This window comes from Roseobacter sp. HKCCA2468 (assembly GCF_037805105.1).
GTDB lineage: Bacteria > Pseudomonadota > Alphaproteobacteria > Rhodobacterales > Rhodobacteraceae > M30B80.
In genome coordinates this window covers 1084561-1111324 of sequence record NZ_JBBLYN010000001.1, presented here as the reverse complement: position 1 = coordinate 1111324, position 26764 = coordinate 1084561, and the positions used below count along the sequence as shown (strand labels likewise).

At 56.3% G+C, this 26764-nt stretch carries 25 protein-coding genes; 16 read left to right on the top strand and 9 right to left on the bottom strand.

Going from position 1 to position 26764, the window contains the following annotated elements; translation table 11 throughout:
- Window positions 1-135: 135 nt before the first annotated feature.
- On the top strand, window positions 136-1119 hold the full coding sequence (locus AAC620_RS05560) for an aldo/keto reductase (protein ID WP_340243271.1): 984 nt from the start codon (window positions 136-138) through the stop codon (window positions 1117-1119).
- On the opposite strand, the gene AAC620_RS05555 is transcribed toward AAC620_RS05560, so the two are convergent.
- From AAC620_RS05555 to AAC620_RS05545, 3 genes are read right to left on the bottom strand one after another with little or no spacing between them, the layout of a single operon-like run.
- On the bottom strand, window positions 1116-2027 hold the full coding sequence (locus tag AAC620_RS05555) for an AEC family transporter (protein WP_340243270.1): 912 nt from the start codon (window positions 2025-2027) through the stop codon (window positions 1116-1118). The two genes, AAC620_RS05560 and AAC620_RS05555, sit on opposite strands and share 4 nt — an antisense overlap.
- 29 nt (window positions 2028-2056) lie before the next feature.
- Window positions 2057-2935, bottom strand: a complete 879-nt coding sequence (locus AAC620_RS05550; RefSeq protein ID WP_317656158.1) for a phytanoyl-CoA dioxygenase family protein — start codon at window positions 2933-2935, stop codon at window positions 2057-2059.
- A complete protein-coding gene (locus AAC620_RS05545) occupies window positions 2935-3681 on the bottom strand; it encodes a GntR family transcriptional regulator (RefSeq protein ID WP_340243266.1) in 747 nt (248 codons plus the stop codon). The genes AAC620_RS05550 and AAC620_RS05545 overlap by 1 nt, the downstream gene beginning before the upstream one ends.
- An 83-nt stretch (window positions 3682-3764) precedes the next feature.
- On the opposite strand from AAC620_RS05545, the gene uxaC reads away from it, so the two are divergent.
- The 4 genes from uxaC to AAC620_RS05525 are packed head-to-tail and all read left to right on the top strand — an operon-like array spanning window position 3765 to window position 8166.
- Window positions 3765-5168: a glucuronate isomerase gene (gene uxaC, locus AAC620_RS05540; RefSeq protein ID WP_340243265.1), complete on the top strand. Its 1404-nt coding sequence runs from the start codon at window positions 3765-3767 to the stop codon at window positions 5166-5168.
- Between the two features lie 13 nt (window positions 5169-5181).
- Window positions 5182-6006 (top strand): 5-dehydro-4-deoxy-D-glucuronate isomerase, encoded by an 825-nt coding sequence (gene kduI, locus AAC620_RS05535; protein ID WP_340243263.1) that lies wholly within the window; start codon window positions 5182-5184, stop codon window positions 6004-6006.
- Window positions 6003-6749, top strand: coding sequence for a 2-dehydro-3-deoxy-D-gluconate 5-dehydrogenase KduD (gene kduD / locus AAC620_RS05530; RefSeq protein ID WP_340243261.1), 747 nt, complete (start codon window positions 6003-6005; stop codon window positions 6747-6749). The genes kduI and kduD overlap by 4 nt, the downstream gene beginning before the upstream one ends.
- Entirely contained in the window at window positions 6739-8166 is a 1428-nt protein-coding gene (locus AAC620_RS05525) for a mannitol dehydrogenase family protein (RefSeq protein ID WP_445322438.1), read from the top strand. The genes kduD and AAC620_RS05525 overlap by 11 nt, the downstream gene beginning before the upstream one ends.
- On the opposite strand, the gene AAC620_RS05520 is transcribed toward AAC620_RS05525, so the two are convergent.
- Together AAC620_RS05520 and AAC620_RS05515 are read right to left on the bottom strand one after the other, a co-directional pair.
- Window positions 8163-10112, bottom strand: a complete 1950-nt coding sequence (locus tag AAC620_RS05520) for a transketolase family protein (RefSeq protein WP_340243256.1) — start codon at window positions 10110-10112, stop codon at window positions 8163-8165. The two genes, AAC620_RS05525 and AAC620_RS05520, sit on opposite strands and share 4 nt — an antisense overlap.
- 10 nt (window positions 10113-10122) lie before the next feature.
- Window positions 10123-11463 carry an NAD(P)H-dependent oxidoreductase gene (locus AAC620_RS05515; RefSeq protein WP_340243254.1) on the bottom strand — a complete coding sequence of 447 codons (1341 nt, stop codon included), beginning with the start codon at window positions 11461-11463 and terminating at the stop codon, window positions 10123-10125.
- A gap of 224 nt (window positions 11464-11687) precedes the next feature.
- Here AAC620_RS05515 and AAC620_RS05510 point away from each other — a divergent pair, with 224 nt between their 5' ends.
- The 3 genes from AAC620_RS05510 to AAC620_RS05500 are packed head-to-tail and all read left to right on the top strand — an operon-like array spanning window position 11688 to window position 14339.
- Complete coding sequence (locus tag AAC620_RS05510; protein ID WP_340243623.1) at window positions 11688-12506, top strand: transketolase; 819 nt, start codon at window positions 11688-11690, stop codon at window positions 12504-12506.
- The gene (locus AAC620_RS05505; RefSeq protein ID WP_340243253.1) at window positions 12503-13549 is read left to right on the top strand and encodes a transketolase family protein; all 1047 of its coding nucleotides are present in this window, start codon (window positions 12503-12505) and stop codon (window positions 13547-13549) included. The genes AAC620_RS05510 and AAC620_RS05505 overlap by 4 nt, the downstream gene beginning before the upstream one ends.
- Window positions 13550-13586: 37 nt before the next feature.
- On the top strand, window positions 13587-14339 hold the full coding sequence (locus AAC620_RS05500) for an SDR family NAD(P)-dependent oxidoreductase (protein WP_340243252.1): 753 nt from the start codon (window positions 13587-13589) through the stop codon (window positions 14337-14339).
- Between the two features lie 2 nt (window positions 14340-14341).
- Here AAC620_RS05500 and AAC620_RS05495 read toward each other — a convergent pair whose 3' ends face one another.
- The 3 genes from AAC620_RS05495 to AAC620_RS05485 form a co-directional block, all read right to left on the bottom strand.
- The gene (locus AAC620_RS05495) at window positions 14342-15322 is read right to left on the bottom strand and encodes a LysR substrate-binding domain-containing protein (RefSeq protein ID WP_340243250.1); all 981 of its coding nucleotides are present in this window, start codon (window positions 15320-15322) and stop codon (window positions 14342-14344) included.
- A 70-nt stretch (window positions 15323-15392) separates the two neighbouring features.
- Window positions 15393-16238: a fumarylacetoacetate hydrolase family protein gene (locus tag AAC620_RS05490; RefSeq protein WP_317656143.1), complete on the bottom strand. Its 846-nt coding sequence runs from the start codon at window positions 16236-16238 to the stop codon at window positions 15393-15395.
- Between the two features lie 3 nt (window positions 16239-16241).
- Complete coding sequence (locus AAC620_RS05485; RefSeq protein WP_340243247.1) at window positions 16242-16937, bottom strand: GntR family transcriptional regulator; 696 nt, start codon at window positions 16935-16937, stop codon at window positions 16242-16244.
- A 232-nt stretch (window positions 16938-17169) separates the two neighbouring features.
- Here AAC620_RS05485 and AAC620_RS05480 point away from each other — a divergent pair, with 232 nt between their 5' ends.
- The 8 genes from AAC620_RS05480 (at window position 17170) to AAC620_RS05445 (ending at window position 25945) form a co-directional block, all read left to right on the top strand.
- Window positions 17170-18183 carry a TRAP transporter substrate-binding protein gene (locus AAC620_RS05480; RefSeq protein ID WP_340243246.1) on the top strand — a complete coding sequence of 338 codons (1014 nt, stop codon included), beginning with the start codon at window positions 17170-17172 and terminating at the stop codon, window positions 18181-18183.
- 118 nt (window positions 18184-18301) lie between these two features.
- Window positions 18302-19105, top strand: coding sequence for a TRAP transporter small permease subunit (locus AAC620_RS05475; RefSeq protein WP_317656139.1), 804 nt, complete (start codon window positions 18302-18304; stop codon window positions 19103-19105).
- A 2-nt stretch (window positions 19106-19107) separates the two neighbouring features.
- Window positions 19108-20736 carry a TRAP transporter large permease gene (locus AAC620_RS05470; protein WP_340243245.1) on the top strand — a complete coding sequence of 543 codons (1629 nt, stop codon included), beginning with the start codon at window positions 19108-19110 and terminating at the stop codon, window positions 20734-20736.
- A 103-nt stretch (window positions 20737-20839) separates the two neighbouring features.
- Window positions 20840-22330, top strand: coding sequence for a UxaA family hydrolase (locus AAC620_RS05465; protein ID WP_340243244.1), 1491 nt, complete (start codon window positions 20840-20842; stop codon window positions 22328-22330).
- A 10-nt stretch (window positions 22331-22340) separates the two neighbouring features.
- Window positions 22341-23405 carry a Gfo/Idh/MocA family protein gene (locus AAC620_RS05460; RefSeq protein ID WP_340243242.1) on the top strand — a complete coding sequence of 355 codons (1065 nt, stop codon included), beginning with the start codon at window positions 22341-22343 and terminating at the stop codon, window positions 23403-23405.
- A gap of 20 nt (window positions 23406-23425) precedes the next feature.
- Window positions 23426-24316 carry an NAD(P)-dependent oxidoreductase gene (locus AAC620_RS05455; protein ID WP_317656135.1) on the top strand — a complete coding sequence of 297 codons (891 nt, stop codon included), beginning with the start codon at window positions 23426-23428 and terminating at the stop codon, window positions 24314-24316.
- Window positions 24313-25035: an SDR family oxidoreductase gene (locus AAC620_RS05450; RefSeq protein WP_317656133.1), complete on the top strand. Its 723-nt coding sequence runs from the start codon at window positions 24313-24315 to the stop codon at window positions 25033-25035. The genes AAC620_RS05455 and AAC620_RS05450 overlap by 4 nt, the downstream gene beginning before the upstream one ends.
- 7 nt (window positions 25036-25042) lie before the next feature.
- Entirely contained in the window at window positions 25043-25945 is a 903-nt protein-coding gene (locus tag AAC620_RS05445; protein WP_317656131.1) for a DMT family transporter, read from the top strand.
- Between the two features lie 56 nt (window positions 25946-26001).
- Here AAC620_RS05445 and AAC620_RS05440 read toward each other — a convergent pair whose 3' ends face one another.
- Complete coding sequence (locus tag AAC620_RS05440) at window positions 26002-26739, bottom strand: SDR family oxidoreductase (RefSeq protein WP_340243240.1); 738 nt, start codon at window positions 26737-26739, stop codon at window positions 26002-26004.
- Window positions 26740-26764: the final 25 nt, after the last annotated feature.

Here is a 26764-nt window from a genome sequence, read left to right as displayed (position 1 = left end):
CTTGGTTGATCCCATGGGGTTACTTTGGGCAAATTCTAACGCCTTGAAAAGGGCCAAGTTTTGCCCTGCCTTGACAGGCGGGCCTGCGCGCGGCCCTATAGGCAGGTCAAAAAGAGAGCAAGGCAGGAGGCAGCAATGAAACAGCGCAAACTGGGGGCCAATGGCCCAAGGGTTGGGGCGATTGGGTTGGGCTGCATGAGCTTTGCGGGCGTCTTTGGCGAAACCGATGAGGCCACAAGCCACGCCTGCCTTGATCAGGCCTATGAGATGGGGATCACCTTTCTGGATACGGCCAATGTCTATGGCATGGGCCGCTCGGAACAGGTGTTGGGCGCTTGGCTGAAAAAGGCCCCGCGGGATGTGGTTCTCGCGACCAAAGTCGGCATTCAGCGCGACCCTGCCGCGCCTGTGAATAACCGCCCCGAGCATATCCGCACCGAGATTGAAGGGTCGCTTGCGCGGCTTGGTGTGGATCATGTGGCGCTTTACTACCTTCACCGCCGTGATCCTGATGTGCCACTGGCAGAGGCTGTGGGGGTGATGGGGGATTTGATCACAGAAGGAAAGATTGGCGGCTATGGCCTTTCAGAGGTGGCCCCTTCTACGATCCGTGCGGCACATGCGATTTTGCCGCCTCTCGCGGTGCAAAGCGAATATTCGCTGTGGTCGCGATTGCCTGAATTGGGGGTGATCCAGACCTGCGCGGAATTGGAGATCACTTTCGTGCCGTTTTCACCTCTGGCCCGCGGTGTCTTTGGCGAAAGCTATCCTGACACGGGGCAGATGGCCGAAGGTGATTTGCGCCGTGATATTCCGCGTTTTTCCGCCGAGAATTACCCGAAGAACAAGGCGCTGATTGACCGCTTCAAGGCTTTGGCGCATTCGAAATCTGTGCCAGTTTCTGCGTTGGCCATGGCATGGGTGCTGCAGCGTGGGGCGGGGTTTGTGCCTATTCCAGGAACACGCACAGCGGCGCATCTGATGGAATGGGCCCGCGCCGATGAGATCAGTCTTTCCGATGCAGATATGGCAGAGATCGAGGCGGTGCTGCCCGTTGGGTTTGCCCATGGGGATCGCTATTCCTATCACCATATGCGCACGATTGAGCGATATTGCTAAGCCAACCATGCCAGCGAAATCAGCGACAGGGTTGATGTCCAGATAATCACAGGCGCAATCACATCGGTGCGCACCCCGTGCAACATGGCAAGCGCGAAGGACATCGCTCCCGCAGGGCCTGCGGCGCATAGCACAATCAGTGTGTTCCATTGCATGGGGCGGTCGCCCAAATGGAGGGCCGCGTAAACCAAAGCGGGAAACGCCAGCAATTTGAGGCCAGACACCGCCATCACTGTGGCATTGGGGGTCAAAGGGTGGCCTGACAAGATCACGCCAAGCGCGAAGAGGGTCAACGGGGCTGCCGCCGCGCCCGCAAAATCAAGCCCCGTTAAGATAGGCGCAGGTGCAGCCAAACCCGCCAGATTGGTCACGACCCCAAACGCGATGGCAATCAACACAGGGTTGCGTGTCATACGGCGCAGGGATTGGCGAATGCCCGCATCGGGGTTTGCCATCAAATCGGTTGTAATGATGAAAAACGCAAAAGTTACAGTTGCGTCCCATGCCACGATAGCCGTGATGGGCAGGGCTGCGACCTCGCCATAAATCAGATAGGAGATTGGCCAAATATAGAGCAGCGTGTTGACGAAAATCGTGGCCATTGCCAGCAGCCACGCCTCCAACCTCTCGCGCCGCAGGGCATAGCGGCAAACCACATAGGTCAGACTAAATACAATCACCTGACAGGCGGCATAGAGCCCAATCGCGTCAAATTGAAAGGCGTGCCAATCAAGCTTGTTGATCAGCGGGAACAAAAGCGCGGGTTGCAACGTCAGAAAGGCTACGCGGTTCAAGACGCTTGCATCCGCGCCACTGATCACCTTGGCTCGCCCCAAGAGAAAGCCAAGCGCCATCATGGCAAAGACTGGCAAAATGTCACGTGTCAGAACATGCAGCATCGCAAGCATGGGGAGGGGCTTTCTGTGTTTAGAGGGCCTTAGGCGTAGATGCCTTTTTGCGCTTTGGCGCCTGCCATCATGGCCTTGGCGCGCGCCTGCCTGATTTCATCGTAGAGATCAACTGCGCGTGGCTCGAATAGGGTTTGGGGGGCGGTGTAATGGATGAATTTGCCCACCCGATCAATGCCACGCGCAAGCATCGCGTAATCCCGATCCGCCATATTCTGCGCCACTTGCGGCGTCACATATCGTACAACCACTGCGATGCGCCGATCATCCGATATATTCGGGCCAGAGCCATGAATGGTCAGCCCGTGGTGAAGCGACATTTGCCCCGGCATAAGCTCAATCGCGGTTTTGTCTTCTTCGGCCACATCGACCGCAATCTCTTGGCCGCGCGACAATAGGTTTTTTTCATTGAACGTATCGGTATGCGGTAGAATTTCGGATTTATGGCTGCCTTTGACGAAATCCATACAACCACTCGCCCGTGTTGCGGGCGAAAGGGCGATCCAAGCGGTGACCATCTCAGAGGTGGTGCCCATGCCCCAATAGGTCAGGTCTTGATGCATCGAGACATATTGATCGCTTTGCGCGTTCTTGATGAAAAATTCTGCGCTGTAGATCAAAATGTCAGGGCCAAGGATGCCCTCGATCACATCTAAAACCTGTGGTTTGGTGGCGATCTCATGCACAAAGGGCATCACCAGTTGCGCATTGACGCGCTTATAGGTGTTCAGGGGCAGGGGCAAATCACCCTCTAACCAATCGCGCTCGACCCATTCTAGTTGGGTGCGATAGGTTTGCGCCTCATCGCGTGACAGAACATCTATTGGAAAGAGAAACCCATCCTCCCAGTAGCGCGCGATCATATCAGGGGCGAGATGGGTTCCGTTGCGTGCGGCAGGTTCTTGCATCAGGGCATCCTCTTTTCCCGTAATCCAAGGGGCAGGGATGCCTCGCTTGGGTCGTCATCTTCGAAATAGGCTTCATGCTCGGCCCGAATACGGATCAGTTGTTCATGAATGCGGGAGAGATGCGCGCGCATGATCTCTGCCGTGCCATCAGGATCACGATCAGCTAAGGCGCGGGTCAGCGCGATATGATCATCCCATGCCGTTTGCGATGAAAACGCCAAGGACAGCATTCTGACCCGATCCATATGGCCTTTGTTTTCGGCAATCAGGTCCCATGTAAATTCTAGGCCCGCCCGCAAACAGATTTCGCGGTGGAAGGCGTCATCGGCGGCATGAAACCGCAGCTTGTCGCCCGCGTCTTTGGCGGCGGCCTGTTCTGCGATCAGCCCCTCCAATGCTTGAATATCTGCCGCAGTAAGCCGCGTGGCCGCATGGCGCACGGCCTCAGCCTCAAGCGCGATGCGAATGAACTGGGCCTGCATCACCGCCCGGGTGGAGATCAACGATACCAATGTGGCGCGTTGCGGGCGGATCAGCAGGAAGCCCATTTTCGAAAGCCTGTAGAATGCATCGCGCACCGGTTGACGGGAGACTTCAAACCGTTTTGCGATCTCAGCTTCTGACAGCTTCTCACCGGGTTTCAGGTCAAGGTTGAGCACCTGTTTGTGCAATTCCCCATAGACCAAATCCGCGATCGCAGGGCGGGCGGTTCGGTCAAGCGATATGAGTGGCATATCTTGGGTCATTTCAGGATCAATCCCTGTCTGATTGACCTAGGTTATATCCTAGCATATCAGTTTGCAAGAAGATTAACCAAAAGGGGCCGCCTATGGGCTTTTTAAGCGAAGACCGCCTGTTTCCTACAGAGCCTACAGCGCGGTCGCTGGCCCGTGCGCTTTATGCGCAGGTCAAAGATGCGCCGATCATCTCACCCCATGGTCATACTGACCCCCAGTGGTTCGCGCAGAATGAACCCTTTGAAGACGCCGCCAAACTGTTCATCACGCCCGATCACTATGTGTTTCGGATGCTTCATTCCCAAGGTGTCGCGCTAGAGGATTTAGGCGTGCCGCGTGCCGATGGTGGTGCGGTGGAAAGGGACTCGCGCAAAATCTGGCGGTTGTTTGCGCGGCACTATCGCCTTTTTGCAGCAACCCCTTCGCGGATGTGGATTGACCACGCGCTGCAAGATTTGTTTGGCCTAGATCAAAGACTATCGCCAGAGACGGCAGACGCGGCTTTTGATGCCATCAACGAGAAATTAGCAAGCCCCGCCTTTCGGCCCCGCGCCCTATTTGAGCGGTTCAAGTTAGAGGTTCTCGCAACCACGGAAAGCGCGCTTGATAACTTGGCCCATCACCGCAGGATCCGCGACAGCGGATGGCAGGGTCGCGTCATCACCACCTATCGGCCTGACGCGGTTATCGATCCTGATTTTGATGGGTTCATAGGCAATGTCGAAGCCTTCTGTGCGCATGGTGGCGGTGCTGTAACATGGGAGAGTTATCTCGCGGCCCATCATACCCGCCGAGCGTATTTTGCATCTTTGGGTGCAACTGCGACTGATCATGGCCACCCAACTGCCAACACTGCCAATCTCGCGCAGGCCGAGGCCGCGGCCCTGTTTGACGATGTCATGACAGGCAAGGCTGATCCCGCCACGCGCGAGTTGTTTCGCGCGCAAATGCTGACAGAGATGGCGCGCATGTCGGTTGCAGATGGTTTGGTGATGCAAATACATGCAGGATCACAGCGCAATCATTCCGATTGGGTCTTGGCGCGCTTTGGTCGGGATAAGGGTTACGACATCCCGCAACGCACCGATTACGTCACCGCGCTGCGCCCTTTGTTGCAGGAATTTGGCCGCGCGGACGGGTTCCATCTGATCCTATTCACCTTGGATGAAAGCAGCTACGCCCGCGAACTGGCACCTTTGGCGGGGGTATATCCTTGTCTCTTTTTGGGCCCGCCTTGGTGGTTCCATGACAGCTATGAAGGGATGATGCGCTTTCGCCGTTCGGTTACGGAAACCGCAGGCTTCTATAACCTTGCAGGGTTCAATGATGACACGCGTGCCTTTTGCTCGATCCCCGCGCGCCACGATGTCGCCCGGCGGGTCGATGCGGCCTATTTGGCGGAATTGATTGTCACGGGACGCTTGGACGAAAGCGAAGCGGGTGATCTGATGCAGGACTTAACCACGGGGCTTGCGCGCCGTGCCTATAAACTTTGAAAGGACTGCCCTGATGATCGAGGTTGAAACCCGCCATGCCATTCACCCTGATCACGCAAAGGGTATGGATACGGAAATGTTGCGCGCGTCCTTTTTGGTCGAAGGTCTGTTTGAGAGCGGCAAGATCAAGCTGTGTTATACGCATTATGACCGCTTCACCCTTGGCGGCGCTGTGCCAAATGGTGGCAGTCTGCGCCTTGATAAAATTGCACAGACGCGCACGGCCAGTTTCATGGAGCGCCGTGAAATGGGCATCGTCAATATTGGGGACACAGGCCAAGTCAGCGCGGATGGTCAGATGTGGGAGATGGCGCAGGGCGATGTGCTTTATCTTGGGATGGGTGCGGGTGATGTGACCTTCTCAGGGGCGGGACGGTTTTACATTACCTCCGCCCCCGCGCATCACCGCTATCCACATCGTCATCTTACCCCGAAAGACAGCAACCGCGTGGCCTTGGGCGCGGCTGAGACGGCCAATGAGCGCGTGATCAACCAATTCATCCATCCTTTGGTGATGGAGAGCTGCCAATTGGTCATGGGCTACACCACTTTGGGGCAAGGATCGGTCTGGAACACGATGCCGCCACACACGCATGATCGGCGCATGGAAGCCTATCTTTATTGGGATATGGCACCACAGGCGCGGGTGCTGCATCTGATGGGGGAACCGCAAGAAACCCGTCATCTGGTTGTGGGAAATGAGGCGGCTGTGCTTTCGCCGCCGTGGTCAATTCACGCGGGCGCAGGGCATGGGCATTACAGATTCATCTGGGCCATGGCGGGGGATAATGTCGATTTCACGGATATGGATTTTGTCGATCTGGAGGATCTGCGATGAGCGCGTTTTCCCTCGCAGGCAGACGGGCCTTGGTGACGGGGGCGAATACAGGCATTGGTCAGGCCATTGCCCTTGCCTTGGCCGATCAAGGGGCATCTGTCACTTGTGCGGGGCGGCGCAACTGCGCTGAAACTTGCGCGGCGATTGCGGCGAAGGGCGGTATTGCCGATGAGATGATCCTTGATTTTGCGGATCCCATGGCCGCGCGCGAAATTTTTGCGGGCGCGGGCTATTCCATCTTGGTCAATAACGCGGGCATCATCCGCCGCGAGGACAGTCTCGATTATACGGAGGCAGATTGGGACGCGGTGATGGATGTAAATCTCAAGGCGTTGTTTTTTACCACGCAGGCCTTCGCCAAGGCGCATCTCGAGCACGCGCCGCGCGGCCCCGCAGCGGTGGTGAATATTGCCTCATTGTTGGCGTTTCAGGGTGGCATTCGCGTGCCTGCTTACACGGCCTCAAAACATGGGGTTGCAGGTTTAACCAAAATTTTGGCCAATGAATGGGCGGCAGACGGCATCAATGTCAACGCGATTGCGCCGGGCTATGTTGTGTCCAACAACACGGAAAACCTGCGCAAAGATGCCGATCGCAATGCGGCAATTCTGGCGCGCATTCCCGCAGGCCGATGGGGCGAGCCGTCAGATATTGGTCATACGGCGGCCTTTCTCGCCTCGCCTGCGGCGGCTTATATTCATGGTGCGGTGATCAATGTAGATGGAGGATGGCTTGCCCGATAACCCTTTGACCCGCACGGCACCTGCCCCAAGCCCGGGCATTGTTCACTTGGGCCTTGGCGCGTTTTTTCGCGCGCATGGCGCAATTTACACGCAGCAGGCTATGGCAAAGGCAGGTGGGGATTGGGGGATCATCGGGGTTTCTCTCAAATCGCCCACAACCCGTGATGCGCTGCAACCGCAAGGCGCTGTTTATCACGCTTTGGAACTAGCCCCAGATGGTGCAGAGCTTCTCCTTGTTACAAGCCTAAGCGCGGTTTTGGTTGCCCCAGAAGACCCTTCTGCGGTTTTGGCCGTAATGGCAGACCCTTCGGTCAAAATTGTTTCGCTGACCGTCACGGAGAAAGGCTATTGCCACCATCCCGCAAGCGGCGCGTTGGATCGAGATCACCCTGATATCATCCATGATTTGACCCATGACAGCCCGCAAAGCAGCATTGGCTATCTGATCCGCGCGCTTGCCTTGCGCAAGGCGGCGGGCATCCCGCCCTTTACCGTTTTGTGCTGTGATAACCTACCTCATAACGGGAAACTTTTGCGCGGGCTGGTTTTGGAATTTGCACAAATTCTTGACCCAGATCTTGCGCAATGGATCGCGGATCATGGGGCCTTTCCGTCAACCATGGTCGATCGGATCGTGCCCGCTACGACCGATGAGACACGCGCAGAAGTGGCGCGCCTGACGGGCTTTGCCGATGCCGCACCCGTGGTGCACGAACCTTATCGCCAATGGGTGATGGAGGATGATTTTGTCGGCGGTGTGCGCCCTGCATGGGATCAGGTCGGGGCGGAGTTGGTGCAAGATGTCGCCCCCTATGAGGATATGAAGCTTCGGATGCTCAACGCCTCCCATTCGGCTTTGTCCTATTTGGGTTATGTTGCGGGGCATCATACGATCACGGATGTTATGGCTGATCCCGTGTTTGACGCTTATGCGCAACGTCTTTGGGCGCGCGAGATCATTCCGCATTTGACCCCGCCTGAGGGTGTATCGCTTGAAGATTATGCCGCAGCCTTGCGGGCGCGGTTCAAGAACCCCGCGATCCAGCACCGCACATGGCAGATCGCGATGGATGGCAGCCAGAAATTACCGCAACGCCTGCTTGGGACATTGCGCGCGGCGCGCAAAAAGGGGGCTGAGGATCGGGGTCTGGTCCTCGCTGTTGCAGGGTGGATGCGCTACACCGCTGGCTTTGACGAGGCGGGGGAGGCGATTGAGTTGCGCGATCCTATGGCCGATGTCCTGCGCGCCGCTCATTCAGGCGTGGATGAGGCCGAGGCGGTTACACGAATTTTGGGCCTTGAGGCGATCTTCGACCCAAGCCTTGCCGCTGCTATTCATGCGCCCGTGACGGATGCCTATCTAGCCCTATCCCGTGAGGGGGTGCGCAAAACGCTAGAGACTTATCTTGCGACTTAACGCGCAAGCCGTGCTTTGGCGGCGGCAACAATGGCCTCGGTTGTGATGCCGAAATGGGCGAAGAGTTCGGGCGCTTTTGCAGAGGCGCCAAAGCCCGTCATGCCGATAAACGGATCTTCTGGGGCAAGGATTTGATCCCACCCAAACCGCACAGCGGCCTCAATACCGATTTTGGGCCCCGTGCCCAGGATTGCGGCGCGCTGCGCGGGGCTTTGAGTTTCGAAAATTTCCCAACAGGGCAACGACACAACCGTGGCGCGGATGTCTGCCTCTTGCAACTGTGCGGCCGCGTCAAGCGCAAGTGCAACTTCACTGCCTGTTGCAATCAGCGTGATATCGCGAGGGTCTTCGCCTGCCAGGATATAGCCCCCATTGGCACAACCCATGACGGAGGGCAGCTGCACCAAGTCCTGACGGCTGAGCGCCAAAAGGGTAGGGCCTGATTTCCGGCGCAGGGCTTGATCCCACCCCATGACTGTTTCGCGCGCATCGGCTGGGCGCATCACCCAGAAATTCGGCATAGCGCGAAAACTGGCGAGGATTTCAACGGGCTGATGGGTTGGCCCATTCGACCCGACCCCGATGGAGTCATGGCTAAAGACAAAAAGCACGGGCAGCCCCATCAAGGCGGCCATCCGCATTGCAGGGCGCTCGTAATCGGCGAAGGCCAGATAGGTCACATTGACCGCAATTAGCCCGCCATGGGCGGCGATCCCACAGGCCATTGCCCCCATTAAATGCTCGCGCACACCGCAATGCACATAGCTGCCTTGGCGGTTCTCAGGGCCAAAGGCCGTGCGACCGCGCTTGTGATTTGTGGGGGCCTCCAAATCTGCGCAGAGAATGCACAGCTCGGGCAAAGCTGCCTCTAATCCTTCGCAAACATCACCCGATGAGGCGATTGTCGCGCGGGCTGCGTCCGTTGCTGTTAAACGCGCCTCAATATCGGCCATAATTTGCGGCCAGTTTTGGGGCAATATGCCCTCAATTCGGCGGGTGAATTCTGTGGCCTTTGGGTCGGATTTTAGACGCGCGGCCCAATCCCGCGCGGCACCTCTTCCACGGGACATTGCGGCTGTCCAATCGGCATAAATGTCTTGCGGGATCACAAAGGCCTCGTGCGTCCAGTTGCGCGCAGCGCGCGCCTCAGCCGCGTCTTTCGGGGAGAGTGGCGCGCTATGTCCGCCGCGTTGCCCCTGAAGGCGGGGGATGCCGCGCGCGATTGTGGTGCGGCACGCAATCAAAGAGGGGCGGGGGTCAGACTTTGCAGATAGAATGGCGGCATCAATCGCGGCGATATCATGGCCATCCACCTCGACCACATGCCATCCCGCCGCGGTGAAACGGGCGGGAATGTCCTCGCTGATCGACAAAGCGGTGTCGCCGTCATCGGTGATATGATTGTCATCCCAAAGAAATGTCAGACGCCCCAAGCGCAAGTGACCCGCCAGTGAAATCGCCTCTTGGCCAATGCCCTCCTGCAAGCAGCCATCACCCACAAAGGCCCATGTGCGATGATCGCAGAGATCAGCGCCAAATTCTGCGCGCATCCGTTCTTCGGCCACGGCCATGCCAACCGCACAGGCGATGCCTTGGCCAAGCAGCCCCGTGGTGATCTCAATCCCTGCATCTTGCTCAATCTCGGGATGGCCTGCGCAGACCGAGTGCAATTTTCGAAAAGATTTCACCGCCGCAAGATCAACCTTTTCATAGCCTGAGAGGTGCAACAGCGCATAAAGCAACATAGATCCATGACCATTGGAGAGAACCACGCGATCGCGGTCGGGCCAGAGCGGGTTTTTGGGGTCAACCTTGAGGTGATTGGCGTAAAGCGTTGCGGCAATCTCGGCCATGCCAAGCGGCACGCCTTGATGACCTTCACCCGCTGCCACAATCGTATCAAGTGCCAAAAAGCGGATTGAATCCGCCATGGATTGGATGTTCATGCTGCCCTCCCTAGCCATTGGCCATTTCGCGCAAGGCACGGCGCATCTCAAATATATCGAGATCGTCTTTAATTTCGACATCGTCTAGGGTCACGATCTGGTCGCGGGCGATGTCGCGCTTGAGTTTGATGTGATGTGCAAGCCCGATTGGCAAGGCATTGACCTTGGCCGCGCGCGTGGCGGGGATTGCCTTGGCCCACACTTTGAACCCGCCTTCGCCGTCCAAATAGTCGCCTGCTTTGAAATCTCCTTTGGCGGTTGCGACTGCATCGGCGCGGTAAAGCGTTGAACTGCCTGTCGCCTCGCCTCGCAAAACCGCATTCAACACGGAAACCGATGTTTCAAGGCCGATCAAATGGAACGGCCGCCACATCGACCCATACCACCCGCTGTCATCGGTCAAGAGCCCATATTGTTGAAAGCAGGCCCGCGTATATTCATCGGGCGCCCGAAAGGTGACGAACATTCCGTATTGGATATTGTTCATCACCACCCGCCCATCGGGCTCGCGACTTGCTGCGATATCGACCAAACCCGCACGGGCTAATTGCCCGCCTTCGGATTGGGGTTTGAATACGCGTGCCAGATCATGCAGCCCCGCAGGGTGGAAGGCCAAGCCATCCTCTGGACAGTCAAGCCCTGTGGCATTGGCGACCGCGGCCATTTCAATCGCCGCCTTCGTGCCATCGGTGAAACTGTTATACATTTTTGGATTGAAATCACCTGCAGCGACTTCTTCATCGCTCCACCCGAAAAAGCCCCAGACCGTGTCGGGGGTCGAATAGCGGTAATGCGGGCAGAAATTCATGCCCTTTCCTGCGGCGACCAATTCAAAGCCGCTCGCCCGCACCCAATCGACAAGTTCGCAAATGGCGGCGGGCTGATCGCCATAGGCCATGGAATAGACCACACCTTTTTCACGGGCGCGCGCGGCCAGATAGGCCCCACATAAAACATCGGCCTCAACATTAACCATGATCACATGTTTGCCCGCCTCAATGGCGGCAAGCGCATGGCGGATGCCTGCAATCGGATGCCCTGTGGCCTCAATCACGCAGTCGATGCCATCAAATTCCATCAAGGCCTGCGCGTCATCGGTAATGCAGGTTTTGCCCGTCTTATACGCGTCAGAGAGGGTCGGGGCGTCATAGGCCTCGGCAGCCCAATGAACGCGCGCAAAGGAGGCTTTGGCCTTGCTGATATCAAGATCAGCAACGCCCACAATGTGATAGCCCTTGATGTGCTTTGCCTGCGCGAGGATCATTGAGCCAAATTTTCCCGCCCCAATCAAACCAATACGCACAGGCCCCTTGGCGGCGTTATATTCGGCAAGCAGTCGTGACAGGTTCATGATCTTTTTCCCTATTGGTTGCGGCACAAGCCCTATCTTTGATAACGGGACGGCTGCGACAATAACCATCATTTTTTTGAGCATTATCTTAAAGCAGGGCTTAAAGATAATTCATTTATCTGGTCTTGTTTTTCGCCCTGTCGCTGCCGCATCTTCTGCGCGGATATCACGGGGAAACCGCAGAGCATGCAGGGAGGGGTGTTGTGAGCCAGAGCGGAGCAAATATGTCGCTGGCGCAACGGGCTTGGGCCATTCGGCGCAATGCGCTGTTGATGGGCGAGGTGCAGGGGCAAGGCTATATCGGGCAGGCGCTTGGTGTCGCTGAGGTTTTGGCCGTGTCCTATTTTCATGCGATGCGCTTGCGCGCCGATGATCCAGAATGGGAAGGGCGCGATAGGTTTTATCTCTCCATAGGTCACTATGCGATCGCGCTCTATGCGGCGCTGATTGAAGCGGGGATTTTGCCCGAGGATGAAATCGCCACCTATGGCATGGATGATAGCCGCCTGCCGATGTCGGGCATGGCCGCCTATACGCCTGGAATGGAGATCACAGGCGGATCGCTTGGTCATGGGTTAGGCATTGCGGTGGGCGCAGCCTTGGGTCTGAAACGCAAGAATAACCCTGCCTTCGTCTATAATCTGTTGTCAGATGGCGAACTGGGTGAAGGCTCGACTTGGGAGGCCGTGATGTCGGCCACCCAATGGAAATTGGACAACCTGATTGCGATCGTTGATTTCAACAATCAACAGGCCGATGGGCCAAGTCGTGCGGCCTTGGCCCAAGGGGCAGAAGCGCCGAAATGGGAGGCCTTTGGCTGGTTCGCCCAAGAGGTGGATGGCAATGATTTGGCATCGGTGGTTGCGGCTTTTGATGCGGCCAAAACGCATCCCAATCCATGCCCTCGTGTTATTATTTGCAATACCAAAATGTGTCATGGGATCAGCTTTCTTGAGAGCCGTGAGAAAACGCATTTTATCCGTGTCGAAGCCGATGAATGGGCCAAGGCCTTGGCTGAGCATGAGGAGAAAAAGCCGCTATGAGCATCCCTCCCCATTCCCGCAGAAAGTCGAAATATACCCCCCGCAGCCGCGCAAGTGGCGCAGATGCAGTGCGCACATCTGCTATGATCGCCTCTCTCGATGCCGAAGGTCGCGAGACAATTGCAGCGCCATTTGGTCATGCATTGGTGGACTTGGCCAAGACCCGTGCGGATATCGTGGGGTTGTCTGCCGATTTGTCGAAATACACCGATCTGCATATTTTTGCGCAGGCCTATCCCGAGCGGTTTTATCAGATGGGTATGGCCGAAGGGCTTTTGATGTCGGCCGCAGCAGGGCTTGCCCGCGAAGGGTTTACGCCCTTTGCCACCACCTACGCGGTTTTTGCCGCGCGGCGCGCCTATGACTTTATCGCCATGGCGATTGCAGAGGAAAACCTGCCCGTCAAAATCGTCTGCGCGCTGCCAGGTCTGACCACGGGCTATGGCCCAAGCCATCAAGCGACCGAAGATATGGCGATCATGCGGGCGATGCCCAATATGGTGGTGATTGACCCTTGCGATGCGGTGGATGTGGCACAGGCCACGCGCGCCATCACAGACTATAACGGCCCTGCATATATGCGGCTTTTGCGCGGACAAGTGGCCAATGTGTTGGGCGCGTATGATTATAGTTTTGAGCTTGGTCGCGCCAAGATATTGCGCGAGGGCGCGGATGTTTTGATCATTTCTTCAGGGATCATGACCATGCGCGCTTTGGATGCGGCGCAGGTTCTGGCGCAAGATGGCATTGGCGTTGCGGTGTTGCACAGCCCAACCATCAAGCCCTTGGATCAAGACACAATTCTTGCCGAGGCACAAAAAAACGGGCGCCTTGTGGTGGTTGCAGAAAATCATTCGATCACAGGCGGGCTTGGTGATGCGGTCGCCAAGACGCTGATGACGCATGATGTCTTCGTGCCATTGCGCCAAATTGGCTTGCCAGATGAATTTTTGGACGCAGGTGCATTGCCAAGCCTGCATGACCAATACGGGATCACAGTTGAACGGATTGCAGAGCAACTGCGCCGTTGGGTCGACCAATAACCACGCGCCGCGCGGCGCGGTCAAAGGAGAAGCGAGAATGGGTTTACTGGACGGACAGATTGCCATCATCACAGGGGCTGCAAGCCCGCGCGGATTGGGCAAGGCCACGGCAAAGCTTTTCGTGGAGCATGGCGCAAAAGTGGCAATCTTGGATTTGGACGAGGGCCAAGCCGAAGAAGCCGCCGCTGATTTGGGTGCAGGCCATCTCGGGCTTGCTTGCGATGTGACCCGTAAAGAGGATTGCGACCGTGCGGTCGCTGTGATCCTCGAGGCCTATGGCAAGATAGATATTTTGGTCAATAATGCAGGCATCACACAGCCGTTAAAGATCATGGAAATTCGCCATGAAAACTATGATGCGGTGTTGGATGTGAACCTGCTTGGCACGCTCAATATGAGTCAGGCTGTAATCCCGCATATGCGTGAGCGCCAAAGTGGCAAGCTTGTGAATATGTCATCGGTGTCGGCACAGCGGGGCGGCGGTATTTTTGGCGGGCCGCATTATTCGGCAGCCAAGGCGGGTGTTTTGGGCCTGACCAAGGCAATGGCACGGGAATTGGCGCCTGATGGCATCCGTGCCAATGCGATTTGCCCAGGATTTATCGCGACCGACATCACGGCGGGCAAGCTGACCCCTGAGATGAAGGTGCAGATTCTTGCGGGCATCCCGATGGGGCGCGCAGGCGAAGCCTCGGATGTGGCAGGTTGCGCCTTGTTCTTGGCGTCTGATCTTTCGGCCTATGTCACGGGCTCTGAGGTGGATGTGAATGGCGGATCGCTGATCCACTAAACCTAATGCTGCTCTGCCGCCCGCTCGAGGTCGAATTCTATACGGGTTTGACGCAATCCGTGGCGGGCGCAGGCAGCGGTGATTTCAGTTTCGAAATCCTTGGTCTGCGATTTTAACCATGCAAGAAATTCTTGCACGGCGCGCCGCTTGATATAGCGGCTCGGGCAGATCGCCCAATAGGATGTAAAGCGCAAAACGGGAATTTGCGGCAGAACTGGCACAAGCCGCCCCTCGGCGATTTCGGGCATAGCTAAGGACATGCTATCGAGCACCACGCCAACCCCATCCACGGCCAGTTGCAGCGCCATAGAGGAGCGATCCATCAAAATCGGCATATGCCGTTCGGGCAGGGTGATGGCATTGTGGTTCAGCCAATAGTCCCACTGGCACAAGGCCCGTGGCGTGCCAATGAGACGTGCCGCGGCAAGGGTGGCCGCCGCATCGCCGCTTGGTGGGAGCTCTTTTAGGTAGTCGGGGCTGCACAGGGGAACCACGCAATCGTCAAACACCGCTTCGCTGTGATAACCGGGCCAATTCCCCGTGCCATAGCGCAGATCCAGTTCCATCATCTCGCGGTCGAAATCGGTGGGGTCGGGGGCCGCATCAATGTGAAGATCCCAATCGGGATGGCGGGCGATGAAATCAGACAGGCGGGGCCCCAACCACCGCACCCCAAAACTGGGGGTGACGCGCATATTCAGCTGATAAGTTTCGCGCCCGCGTTTGAAATGACGGCTTGTGTCGCGCAGCATGCGAAGCGCCACGGAGGCCGATTGAAACAGTTGCTCGCCTTCGAGCGTCAGGCTCAACATACGCCCCTGGCGGCGGAACAGCTTTACGCCCAGATTTTGTTCAAGAAGTTTGATTTGTTGGCTGACCGCCGAGGGTGACACGGACATCTCTTCGGCGGCGCGGCTGATTGTGCCCCGCCGTGCCACGGTTTCGAAATACAGAAAGCCGTTAAGGTTGGGCGTGCGCGACATGGGGTCAAACTCTGGCCAAACATAAAAAAACCAAGGCGGGCGAACCCCGCCTTGGGAAACTTAGATGGCCTTAGCTTGCAGCTTCGGCTGTTTGCTTTTGTGCGCCGAGACCCTTCACTTCGATCTCCATCACATCGCCTGGCTTGAGGAATCGTTGCGGTTTCATCCCCATACCTACGCCCGAAGGCGTGCCTGTCGCGATGATATCGCCCGGAACCAGTTTCATGAATTGGCTCATGTAGGAGATGATTTTCGCGACACCAAAAATCATATCATCGGTGTTCGAGTCCTGCACAACCTCGCCATTGAGCGACAAGGTTAGGCCTAGCTTTTGCGGGTCGCCAACCTCATCTGCCGTGACCAGATAGGGGCCTGTAGGGCCAAAGGTTGGGGCGGATTTGCCTTTGATCCACTGACCGCCTTTTTCGATTTGGAACTCGCGCTCAGAGACATCGTTGATGGTGCAATAGCCCGCCACATAAGAGAGCGCATCTGCCTCGCTGACATAAAGCGCCTCGCGGCCGATCACCACGCCAAGCTCGACCTCCCAATCGGCTTTGACCGAATTGCGCGGAATGACCACAGGGTCAAACGGGCCAGACAAGGATGAGGTCGCTTTAGAGAAAATGATGGGCTCTTTTGGGGGCTCTGCGCCCGTCTCGGCGGCGTGTTTGGCGTAGTTTAAGCCAATGCAATAGAAATTCGGCACAGAGGCAAGGCAGGCCCCAATCCGACCAGGATTGGCAACAACGGGTAGCGTTGAGATGTCGATTTTGCGGATTGCGTCCAAAGCCTCAAGTGACACGGCTGCGCCTGCGAAATCGGCGACATGGCCCGACAGGTCGCGCACTTGGCCATCAGCATCCAAAATAGCGGGCTTTTCCTGACCAGCGGGGCCGTAGCGCAATAACTTCATCTCTTATTCTCCTACTTTTTGAGACAGTGTTGGCTCCTCGCCCATTTGGGCGGATTGCATTGTAATTTGCTGACGAATGTCTTCGGCCAACTGCCAAAGATGCGCGTCAATTGCATCACGGGCCGCTTGCACATCTCGGGCGCGCATTGCAGCGAGGATTACGGTATGTTGGGTCACCACGCGTTCGCGGTTGCGGCGCTGGCGCGCGGCCAAATAACGGGCATGCCACAGACGCTGCAGATAGGCGCGATGGGTTTCTTCCAAGGCTTGGTTGTGCGAGGCGCGTGCGATCGAAGTGTGAAAAGACATATCAATCTCGAACATGTCAAGCGGATCACTTTCATAGAAATGCGCGGCCATGTAATCCACGATTTCTTGCAGATGGGCGAGATCCTCTTCGGTGGCATTTTGGCACGCTAATTCTGCGGATAGTTTCTCTAGCGCGATGAGCACTTCAGCCTGATCGGAGACGGATTTGAAATCCAGTTCCGCAACAATCGGGCTGCGAGAGGGGCGCAGAACAAGCAAGCCTTCTTTTGACAAGATTCGGATGGCTTCGCGCATCGGGGTACGACTCACGCCCATAGCGGCAGCCGTATCGCGTTCTTTGACCGCTTCACCCGGCAGCAAATCGCCGCGCAAGATACTGCGCCGCAATTGTTGGGCGACTTGTTCCGCTAATGTCGCATCATCATGCACTGGTCTTGTCCCTCATTTTATGCAGTGAAATCATGATTAAAGAAGGCACGCGTGAACGGATATACTCAGAAAAACCGACTTCTTGGATTTTGGTATACCAAAACCTGTTGATTGTCGATACGGGTTTGGCTAGCGTTGATTCTCAGATGGTATACCATCGTAGTTGTGCACCTGAATTTGGCGCAACTGGTGAAAAATGGCGGTCGAAATGGCCCCATCAAGGGAGGAAGAGATGAAACTCAACACTTTGTTCACGACAGCGGCGGCAACCGCTTTGCTCGCAGGTGCTGCAATCGCAGAACCTGTCACTTTGCGCATTCAAACGCATTACGCGACTGAGCACCCAACAGGTCAGCGTCTGGCCCAGTGGGTGGATGATGTTCAGACCATGTCTGGCGGCGACATCACCATCGAAATGTTCTATTCGTCTTCGGTTGTTGGCTCGGTTGAAACCTTTGACGCTGCAATCAACGGCATCCTAGATTGTGACGCGACAGGCGGTGCTTACCAGACAGGTAAGAACCCTGCGTTCCAGTTCGTTGGCGACATCATGGGCGGCTATGAAACCGCATGGCAGCAGTATTCATGGCTCTACTACGGTGGCGGCTATGAGGCAGCGCAGGAGCTTTACAACGAATATAACATGCAGCTGATTGGTTGGTCGATCTACGGCCAAGAATCCATGTCTTCATCGCGCCCATTGGCAGGGTTTGAAGATCTGGTTGGCTGGAAGTTCCGTTCCCCTCCAGGCATGGAAACCGAGATTTTCGAAAAACTCGGCGCAACCCCAATCGTGATGGATTTCACCGAAATCTTTACCGCGCTTGAGACAGGCATCATTGATGGTGCGGACGCATCTGGTCTGGCCAACAACGTGGGTCTTGGTCTTTACGACATCGTAAGCCATGCAACCTATCCTGGTTTCCACTCGATGCCATCTGACCACTTGGCCTGTAACCTTGATGTCTGGAACGGTCTGACAGAACAGCAGCGCCGTATCATTGAGACTGCATGGCAGAAGCTGTCCTTCCAGATCGCTCTCTACAACGACCGCGCCAACGCGGCCGCTGCAGCCGAGCTGACTGCGCAGGGCGTGACCCTCTATGACTGGTCGGCTGAAGATCGCGCGACCTTCCGTGCGGCCGCTCAAGAAGCATGGGCTGACTGGGCGACCCGTTCGCCTGAAGCTGCAGCACTGGTTGATAGCCATGTTGCCTATATGACTGAGCTTGGTCTGATCAACTAATCTGACCCAAAAGGTTTCAGGCGCGTAAGTGCGTCTGAAACCAACCAGTTATGTAAGCCCCCGAATGGCGGGGGCTTACCCTTCTTTTCAAATTTTTACCTCAAGGGGGAGGAAGGCAATGGCTCAAGACAGCCTTTGGTTGGGATCGCTGAGAAAACCGATACGCAGTGCTGCGATTGGTTTTGGGGTGATTACGGCCTTGATTTACGCCTATATGGTTTTCGGTCAGCTTGCCTTCGAAGATCCCATTGGGATGCATGAGATGATCCGCCCTGCGGGACGTCCGCTTGTAGCGGTTATGCTGTTGGCCATCTTAGGCACATTTGTTTGTGCATCACTCTACCTGTCTGACACCAAAGGCGCGATTGAATCCCAGCCGAATGGTTTTTTTGATGTGTTGTCGCTTGTGACATCGCGTATGGCGATGATGATGACCGCGTTGATCGTTCTTGTGATGTTTTACGAGGTTGTCGCGCGTTACGTATTTGGCCAGCCTACGCTTTGGGCCAATGAGCTGTCTCTCTGGCTTGCGGCCTTCGTGTTCCTGTTTGCAGGCCAATACGCCATGCAGCAGCGTAGCCATATCCGTATCTACGTGATTTATGACATGATGCCCCGTTGGGCACAGAAATCTGCGGATGTTTTTTCAACCGTTCTGATCGTTTTGTTCGCCGTTGCGATGATTTGGGGCGGATACACGGACGCGGTGACGCGCATGATGCGAATGGAGACATTTGGCACGGCGTGGGATCCACCCATTCCAGGTGTTGTTAAACCTGCCATTCTCTTCATCATTGCTTTGGTGGCCGTGCAGGCTGTTTCAAACCTGATTTCTGATTGGCACAAAGCCCCTGAACATCTGGCGCATGACGATATCGATGAGATCGAAATCGAAAACATCCGCAAGACCTTGGAGCAATAAAGATGGAATTTTTAGAACTCTTTGCTTGGCTCAAGGTCGATAGTCTCGCTACGATCAGCCTTGTCTTGCTGCTTGGCATCTTCGCCCTTTTGGCGATTGGTATGCCCTTGGGTTTTGCCTCGGCCTTCTTGGCAATCGTTGTCTTGGTCATGAAGTTTGGGCCTGAACTGTTGTTCAAAGATTTTGGACGCGGGCCTTTGTCGGTTGTTGCCCAAGCGGTCTACCGTCAAATGACCAATTACGTTCTCATATCTGTGCCGCTCTTTATCTTTATGGCGGCGCTGCTTGAGCGCTGCGGCATCGCGCGTGATATGTATTCCTCGCTCAATGTCTGGCTCAGCCGCACCCGCGGCGGGATCGCTGTGGTGACAGCTATTATGGCGGTAATCATGGCGGCGATGTCGGGGATCATCGGCGGTGAGGTTGTTCTCTTGGGCCTGATCGCCCTGCCTCAGATGCTGCGCTTGGGGTATAACCAGAACCTCGCCATCGGCACGATTTGCGCGTCTGGTTCGCTTGGCACCATGATCCCCCCGTCCATCGTTTTGATCTTCTACGGCCTTGTCACCGAAACCTCGATCAAAGCGTTGTTCACGGCGTCTTTCTTGCCGGGCTTTATGTTGGCGACCTTCTTTATCGTCTATATTTTGGTGCGCACCAATCTAAACCCAAGCCTTGCGCCTTTGCCTGAGGCCGAACCAGGTATGCCAGAAGGCAGCGAGAAGCTGCTGCGGTTCCTTGGCTTTTTGGGTAAGTTCACCATGTGGATCACAGGTGTTTTGTTGCTGCGCGCCTTGTTCTTCACTGTAACGGGCGAAAACGTGGTCACCGAAGGTGTCGATCCGATCCCATTGGGGATGGTGTCTGACATTCCCTATATTATCGGGGCTTTCGTCATCGCGGCTGTGACGGTCTATTTCATCGTTGGCAAAGAGCGCACCGCCGAAGGGTGGGAGATGGGCAAAGGTCTGATTGCACCGACTGTTGTGATCGGGGTTGTTCTTGGCTCGATTTACATGGGGATCACAGGGATCACCGAAGCGGCTGGCATGGGCGTTGTCGCGGTGTTTGTCATCGGCCTGATCCGCCGTGAGATGACCTTTGACATCGTCTGGGACAGCCTCATGCGCACGCTGAAATCCACAGGCACCATTATCTGGGTGACGATTGGTGCAGCTTCGCTTGCGGCGGCCTACACATTGGCGGGTGGCCCCACCTATGTGGCGAACCTGATTGTGGCCTCTGATCTGCCCACGATGGGCGTGATCCTGATGATGATGTTGATCTTCCTCATCATGGGCATGTTCATGGATTGGATTGGTATCGTGCTTTTGGTGATGCCTGTCTTCCTGCCGATTGTGTTGCGTCTGCCTGTTGAGGAGATTGGCATCTTCGGTGAACTTGATCCGCGTCAGGTCGCCATTTGGTTCGGCGTGGTGTTCTGTATGAACATGCAGGTCAGTTTCCTGTCGCCACCCTTTGGCCCTGCGGCCTTCTACCTCAAGTCGGTGGCGCCACCCCATATCACGCTGACAGCGATTTTCCGTGGTTTCTTGCCCTTTATCGCGCTTCAGCTTCTGGCCCTCAGCGTTCTGCTGATTTGGCCACCCATTGTGACATTGTTCCTCTGATCTCAGGGGACAGGTCAAACATCATTGGGGCGCGCGCGAGGGTCACACACCTTGCGCGCGCTCTGTCGTCAAACGGCCATTTGTTAGGTTAGGTCATTCATCCATGAAAACGGTGCGTCTCTCTCAAGCGGATAATGTAGTTACGGCCTTGCAGGCCTTGGAGGTTGGCGAGGAGGGCGCGCGCGAACTGATCCCGCGCGGCCATAAAATCGCGACCGCTGACATCGCCAAAGGGGCACCGGTGCGCAAATATGCGCAGATCATTGGCTATGCCGCCGAAGATATTGCGCAGGGTGCGCATGTGCATACCCATAATCTGGAATTCCGAAATGTGGATACCGATTATGAGTTTGCCACCAACCTGCACCCCGTGCCCCCTGCGACAGAAACCGATTACTTCATGGGTTATCGCCGCGCGACAGGGCGGGTTGGAACGCGCAATTACATCGCGGTTCTGACCAGTGTGAATTGCTCGGCCACAGCGGCAAGGTTGATTGCCGAACATTTCACGCCCGAGCGTCTGGCCGACTATCCAAATGTGGATGGCGTTGTGGCCTTTGTGCATGGCACAGGTTGCGCCATGGGGGGCGATGGCACGGGGTTTGAACTGCTCCAGCGCACGCTATGGGGCTATGCGCGCAACCCCAATGTGGGTGGCGTTCTGATGGCGGGCCTGGGCTGCGAGATGATGCAGATCGACTGGTTGATCGAGGCCTATGGATTAAAGCCTGGCCCGTTGTTCCAGACGATGAATATCCAAGACATCGGCGGTCTGCGCCGCACGGTGGAATGGGGAATTGAAAAGATCAACGCCATGCTGCCCGTGGTGAATGATGTGAAGCGCGAGAAATGCCCTGCGTCCGAATTGATGGTGGCGCTGCAATGTGGGGGGTCTGACGCGTGGTCGGGGATTACGGCGAACCCTGCGGTTGGCTATGCCTGTGATCTTTTGGTTGCACAGGGCGGCACAGGTGTCTTGGCCGAAACGCCCGAGATTTACGGGGCAGAGCATCTTTTGACGGCCCGTGCGGCGGATCGCGCGGTGGGCGATAAGCTGATTGAGCTGATCAAATGGTGGGAAGGCTATACATCGCGCAATGGGGGCTCGATGGATAACAACCCTTCGCCTGGCAATAAGAAGGGCGGTTTGACCACTATTCTTGAGAAATCCTTGGGGGCTGCGGCCAAGGGGGGCACCACACCGCTGACAGGGGTTTATAAATATGCCGAGCCTGTCACCGCCAAAGGCTTCACCTTCATGGACAGCCCTGGCTATGACCCTGCAAGCGTCACGGGGCAAATCGCCAGTGGCTGTAATTTGGTCGTCTTTACGACTGGGCGCGGCTCTGCCTTTGGATCTAAACCATCGCCCACGCTCAAAGTGGCGACCAATACCGAAATGTATAATCGCTTGATTGAAGATATGGATGTGAATGCAGGCCGCATCTTGACCGAAGGCGCTTCGGTTGAGGAGGTTGGCCGCGAGATTTACGAAGCATGGTTGCGCATGGCTTCGGGCGAAAAATCAAAATCCGAAGCGCAGGGCTTGGGCGATTTTGAATTCGTGCCATGGCAAGTTGGCGCGGTGATGTAAGGGGGCAGCTTTGGGTCAGCCACTTCCGCTTTGTATAATTGGCGCAGGCTCAATCGGCCTGCGCCATGTCGAGGTGGCGCAGGCCTCGCCGCTTATCGCTTTGACCGCAATTGTCGAGGCAGATGAGACACGCCGCGCAGATTTGGCTGCGCAGGGCTTACCGATGGTGGCAAGCCTTGAGGATGTGCCAAAGGCCACCGCTGCCGCTGTCATTGCCACACCGACACCCGCCCATCACCGAAACGCGCTTGATCTGATTGGTCAGGGCTTGGGGGTGATTGTAGAAAAACCTCTAACCGCGACCATGGCCGAGGGCCGTGCCGTAATCCATGCGGCGGATGCAGCAGGCGTGCCTTTGGTGACAGGTCATCACCGCCGCTGCCACCCATTCACCATTGCCGCCCGCGCACGGCTTGCTGGCATTGGCGATTTGGTTGGGGTTCAAGGCCTTTGGTCGTTGCGCAAACATGACCGCTATTACGACCCGCTATGGCGCCGCAGTGCAGGTGCGGGGCCATTGATGACCAATCTCAGCCATGAGATAGACCTGCTTCGGTTCTTAATCGGTGATCTGTCACAGGTGACTGCCCTCACATCCTCGGCGCGGCGGGGCTTTGAGATTGAGGACACAGCCGCCCTTGCGCTCCGCTTTGAAAACGGGGCGTTGGGGTCATTTCTGATCTCAGATGCAGGTGCCTCACCTTGGAGCTTTGAGGCAGGCACATATGAAAACCCCGCCATTGCAGGAACGGGTCAGGATTACCTCCGTATCACGGGCACCAAAGGTGCTTTGGAATTCCCTTCGCTGAAACTCTGGCGCGCCGATTATGAGGGCGAGGTGGAATGGTCAAAGGGCCTGTCGGCGGATGCAGGGCAAAGTTTCGCGCGCATTGACCCAATCCGCGCACAGATGGAGCGGTTTGCAGCCCTAATGGCGGGCAAGGCGGATGATGTCTTGTGCAGCGGTGCCGATGGTCTGGCGGCGATGGAGGCCACTTTGGCCACCGCCCTATCAGCCAAACAGGGGCAACCCGTGGCACGCGGTGAAGTGCCGCCAGATTTCCGTGGTATTTAAAGAGCATAAAAGGAGAGCGCATGACGGCACATATTGGATTTATCGGGCTCGGCCTTATGGGGCGCGCGATGGTGTCTTGCCTCTTGGATGCAGGCCACCCTGTCACGGTTTTGGGTCATAAAGACCGCAGCGGCCTTGAGGCGGCGATTGCAAAAGGCGCGGTTGAGGCGACAGATGCGGCAAGCCTAACGGCGGCGGTCGATATTGTGATGCTTTGCATGGGAACATCGGCACAGGTTGAGGCGCGCATGTTTGGCGATACAGGTGTCTTGGCGGCAGCAAAGCCTGACCAAATTGTGATTGATTTTGGCACATCATTGCCCGCCTCCACGCTAAAGATCGGGGCGGCTCTGGCCGAGAAAGGCGCAATTTACCTTGATGCGCCTTTGGGGCGCACCCCTGCCCATGCCTATGAGGGCAAGTTGAATATCATGTGTGCGGGGGATGAAGATGCTTATGCGCGCGTGAAGCCCATCTTGGATATCTTGGGCGAAAACGTCTTTCATCTCGGCAAACTTGGCAACGGCCATACGATCAAGCTGATCAATAATTACTTTGCGATGACCACGGCGATTTCGATGGCCGAGGCCTTTGCACTGGCCGATGAGGCGGGGATCGCGCGCCAATCGCTTTATGAGGTGATGGCAGCGGGGCCAAACCATTCGGGCATGATGCAATTTATACGCAATTACGCCACGGACGGGCAGATTGATCTGGCGTTTTCGGCACAAAATGCGGCCAAAGATGTCGGATATTATCGGCAAATGGCCGAAGATTTGGGCCTCAATAGCCGTATGTCGGGCGCGGCGAATGCGACACTGGCTGAGATTGTCGCAGGCGGTGCGGGGGATTTGATGGTGCCACAGATTGTGGACTGGATGGCAGAAAATTTGGGAAGGAAATCATCATGAGACTGCAAGGGAAGCGTGTATTTGTAACAGCCGCAGGGCAGGGGATTGGGCGGGCCAGTGCAATCGCCCTTGCGCGTGAAGGGGCGCATGTCATTGCTACGGATTTGCATGATAAATTCCTCACCGATCTCGATGTCGCTGAAAGCTTTGCGTTGAACGTTCTCGATAAGGCAGCTTTGGTTGAAGCCGTGACCAAGGCACAGCCCGATGTCTTGGTGAACTGCTCAGGCGTTGTGCATTCTGGCACGATTGAACAAGCCACCGATGACGAGTTTGATCTGGCGATGAACCTGAACGTGCGGGCGCATTTTCATGCCATACAGGCCGCCGTGCCTGGGATGCTTGAGCGGGGCCATGGGGCGATTGTGAATATCGCTTCAGTCTGCTCATCCCTTCGGGGTTTGCCGAACCGTTTTATCTACGGGACATCAAAGGGGGCGACCATTGCGCTGACCAAACAGGTGGCGGCTGATTACATTACCCGCGGGATCCGCGCCAATTGCATCGCGCCAGGCACAGTGGATACGCCAAGCCTTCAGGGGCGGTTGCATGCCACGGGCAATTATGAGCAAGCGATGAAAGATTTCGTGGCACGGCAGCCCATGGGGCGGCTTGGCACCGCTGATGAGATTGCCGAACTGGTCGTGTATCTGTCTTGCGATGAAAGCAAATATATGACGGGTCAATGCGTGGCCATTGACGGCGGCATGACGATGTAACCCAATCATGAGCGCCCCCGCCCCCAGAGAAAACCGCGTGCTTGCAGGTGTGTTGACCATGGCCTTGGCTGTGATCTTTTTCACATGCATTGACACTTCGGCCAAATGGCTGAGCATTGCGGGTATCCCTGTTTTGCAGATTGTCTTTGCCCGTTATGCGGGTCATTTCATTTATGCATTGGCGATTTATTTGCCGCAGGAAGGGCGGGGCGTGTTTCACTCGAATGCGCCAACAAAACAAATTCTGCGCTCTTGTGCGCTGTTTATCGGCACAATCATGAATTTTCAGGCGCTGAAATTCCTGCCGATTACTGTGACCACAACCATCTCTTTTGCAGGGCCGATTGTGATCACGCTTATGGCGATCCCCATCTTGGGTGAAAAGGTGGGTCTGCGCCGTATCATTGCGGTTTGTGTGGGCTTTTTAGGGGTGTTGATTGTGATCCAGCCGTGGGGGGCAGAATTCCACCCCGCGATGATCCTCAGCCTTGGAACGCTATTGATGGCCTCCACCTATTTCATCATGACGCGACTTTTGGCGGGGATCGAAACCAATGCCACCCAACAGGTCTGGTCAAGCGGCATTGCCACTGTTGCCTTGGCCCCATTCGCACTGAATGTCTGGGTATGGCCCCAGACACCTTTGGCATGGGTGATCCTGTGCATTATCGGCGGCTTTGGCGCGTTGGGGCATATTGCAGCCACCACCGCGCATCGGTGGGCGGATGCCTCGATCCTTGCGCCGATTATTTACACGCAAGTCTTTTGGGCGGCTTTGGTGGGGATTGTGATATTCAGCACTTACCCCACAATTTGGACCTTGGCAGGGGCGGCGATCATCATCGCTTCGGGCCTTTATATTTGGCAGCGCGAGCGGCAAAAGGGAAAGCGCCCCGTTCTGCCCGAATGAAAAGGGGCGCACCCTCATGGTGCGCCCCCTTTGCACTACTGCTTGTGCTGAACGGATCAGCCGCGCCCGATATAGGGCATATTCGTGGCCATGACGGTCATGAATTGCACATTCGCCTCAAGCGGCAATTCCGCCATATGCAGAACGGACGCGGCCACATGGGCCACATCCATCACGGGCTCAATCGCGATGCTGCCATCGGCCTGCGGCACGCCCTTGGTCATCTTTTCGGCCATATCCGTTAGGGCGTTCCCAATATCAATCTGACCGCAGGCGATGTTGAAGGGACGTCCATCAAGGCTGATGGAACGGGTGAGCCCTGTGATCGCATGCTTTGATGCGGTGTAGGGGGCAGACCCCCAACGTGGCACATAGGCGGAAACCGAGCCATTATTGATGATGCGCCCCCCTTGTGGGGATTGCTTGCGCATGATGCCAAAGGCCGCGCGCGCGGCGATAAAGCTGCCTGTGACATTGATATCAATCAGGTTGCGCCAATCGCTGACGGAGAGTTCATCAATCGGTGCGCCGCCGAGACTGACACCTGCATTGTTGAACAGTGCATCCAAATGCCCCCATGCCTCATATGCGGAGTGAAAGGCACGCTCAACCTGCGCCTCATCGGTCACATCACAGGGCAGGATCAGCGCGTGATCATGGGCCTGTGCCGTTTCCTCCAAGGCTTCGGCGCGCCGTCCAATCAGACCCACGCGCCAACCCCGTTCAAGGAAATGGCGCGCTGTAGCACGGCCAACGCCGCCGCCGCCCCCAGTGATGATAATCGTCTTGCCCATAAGAGGCCTCCTTCGTATTGCGCTG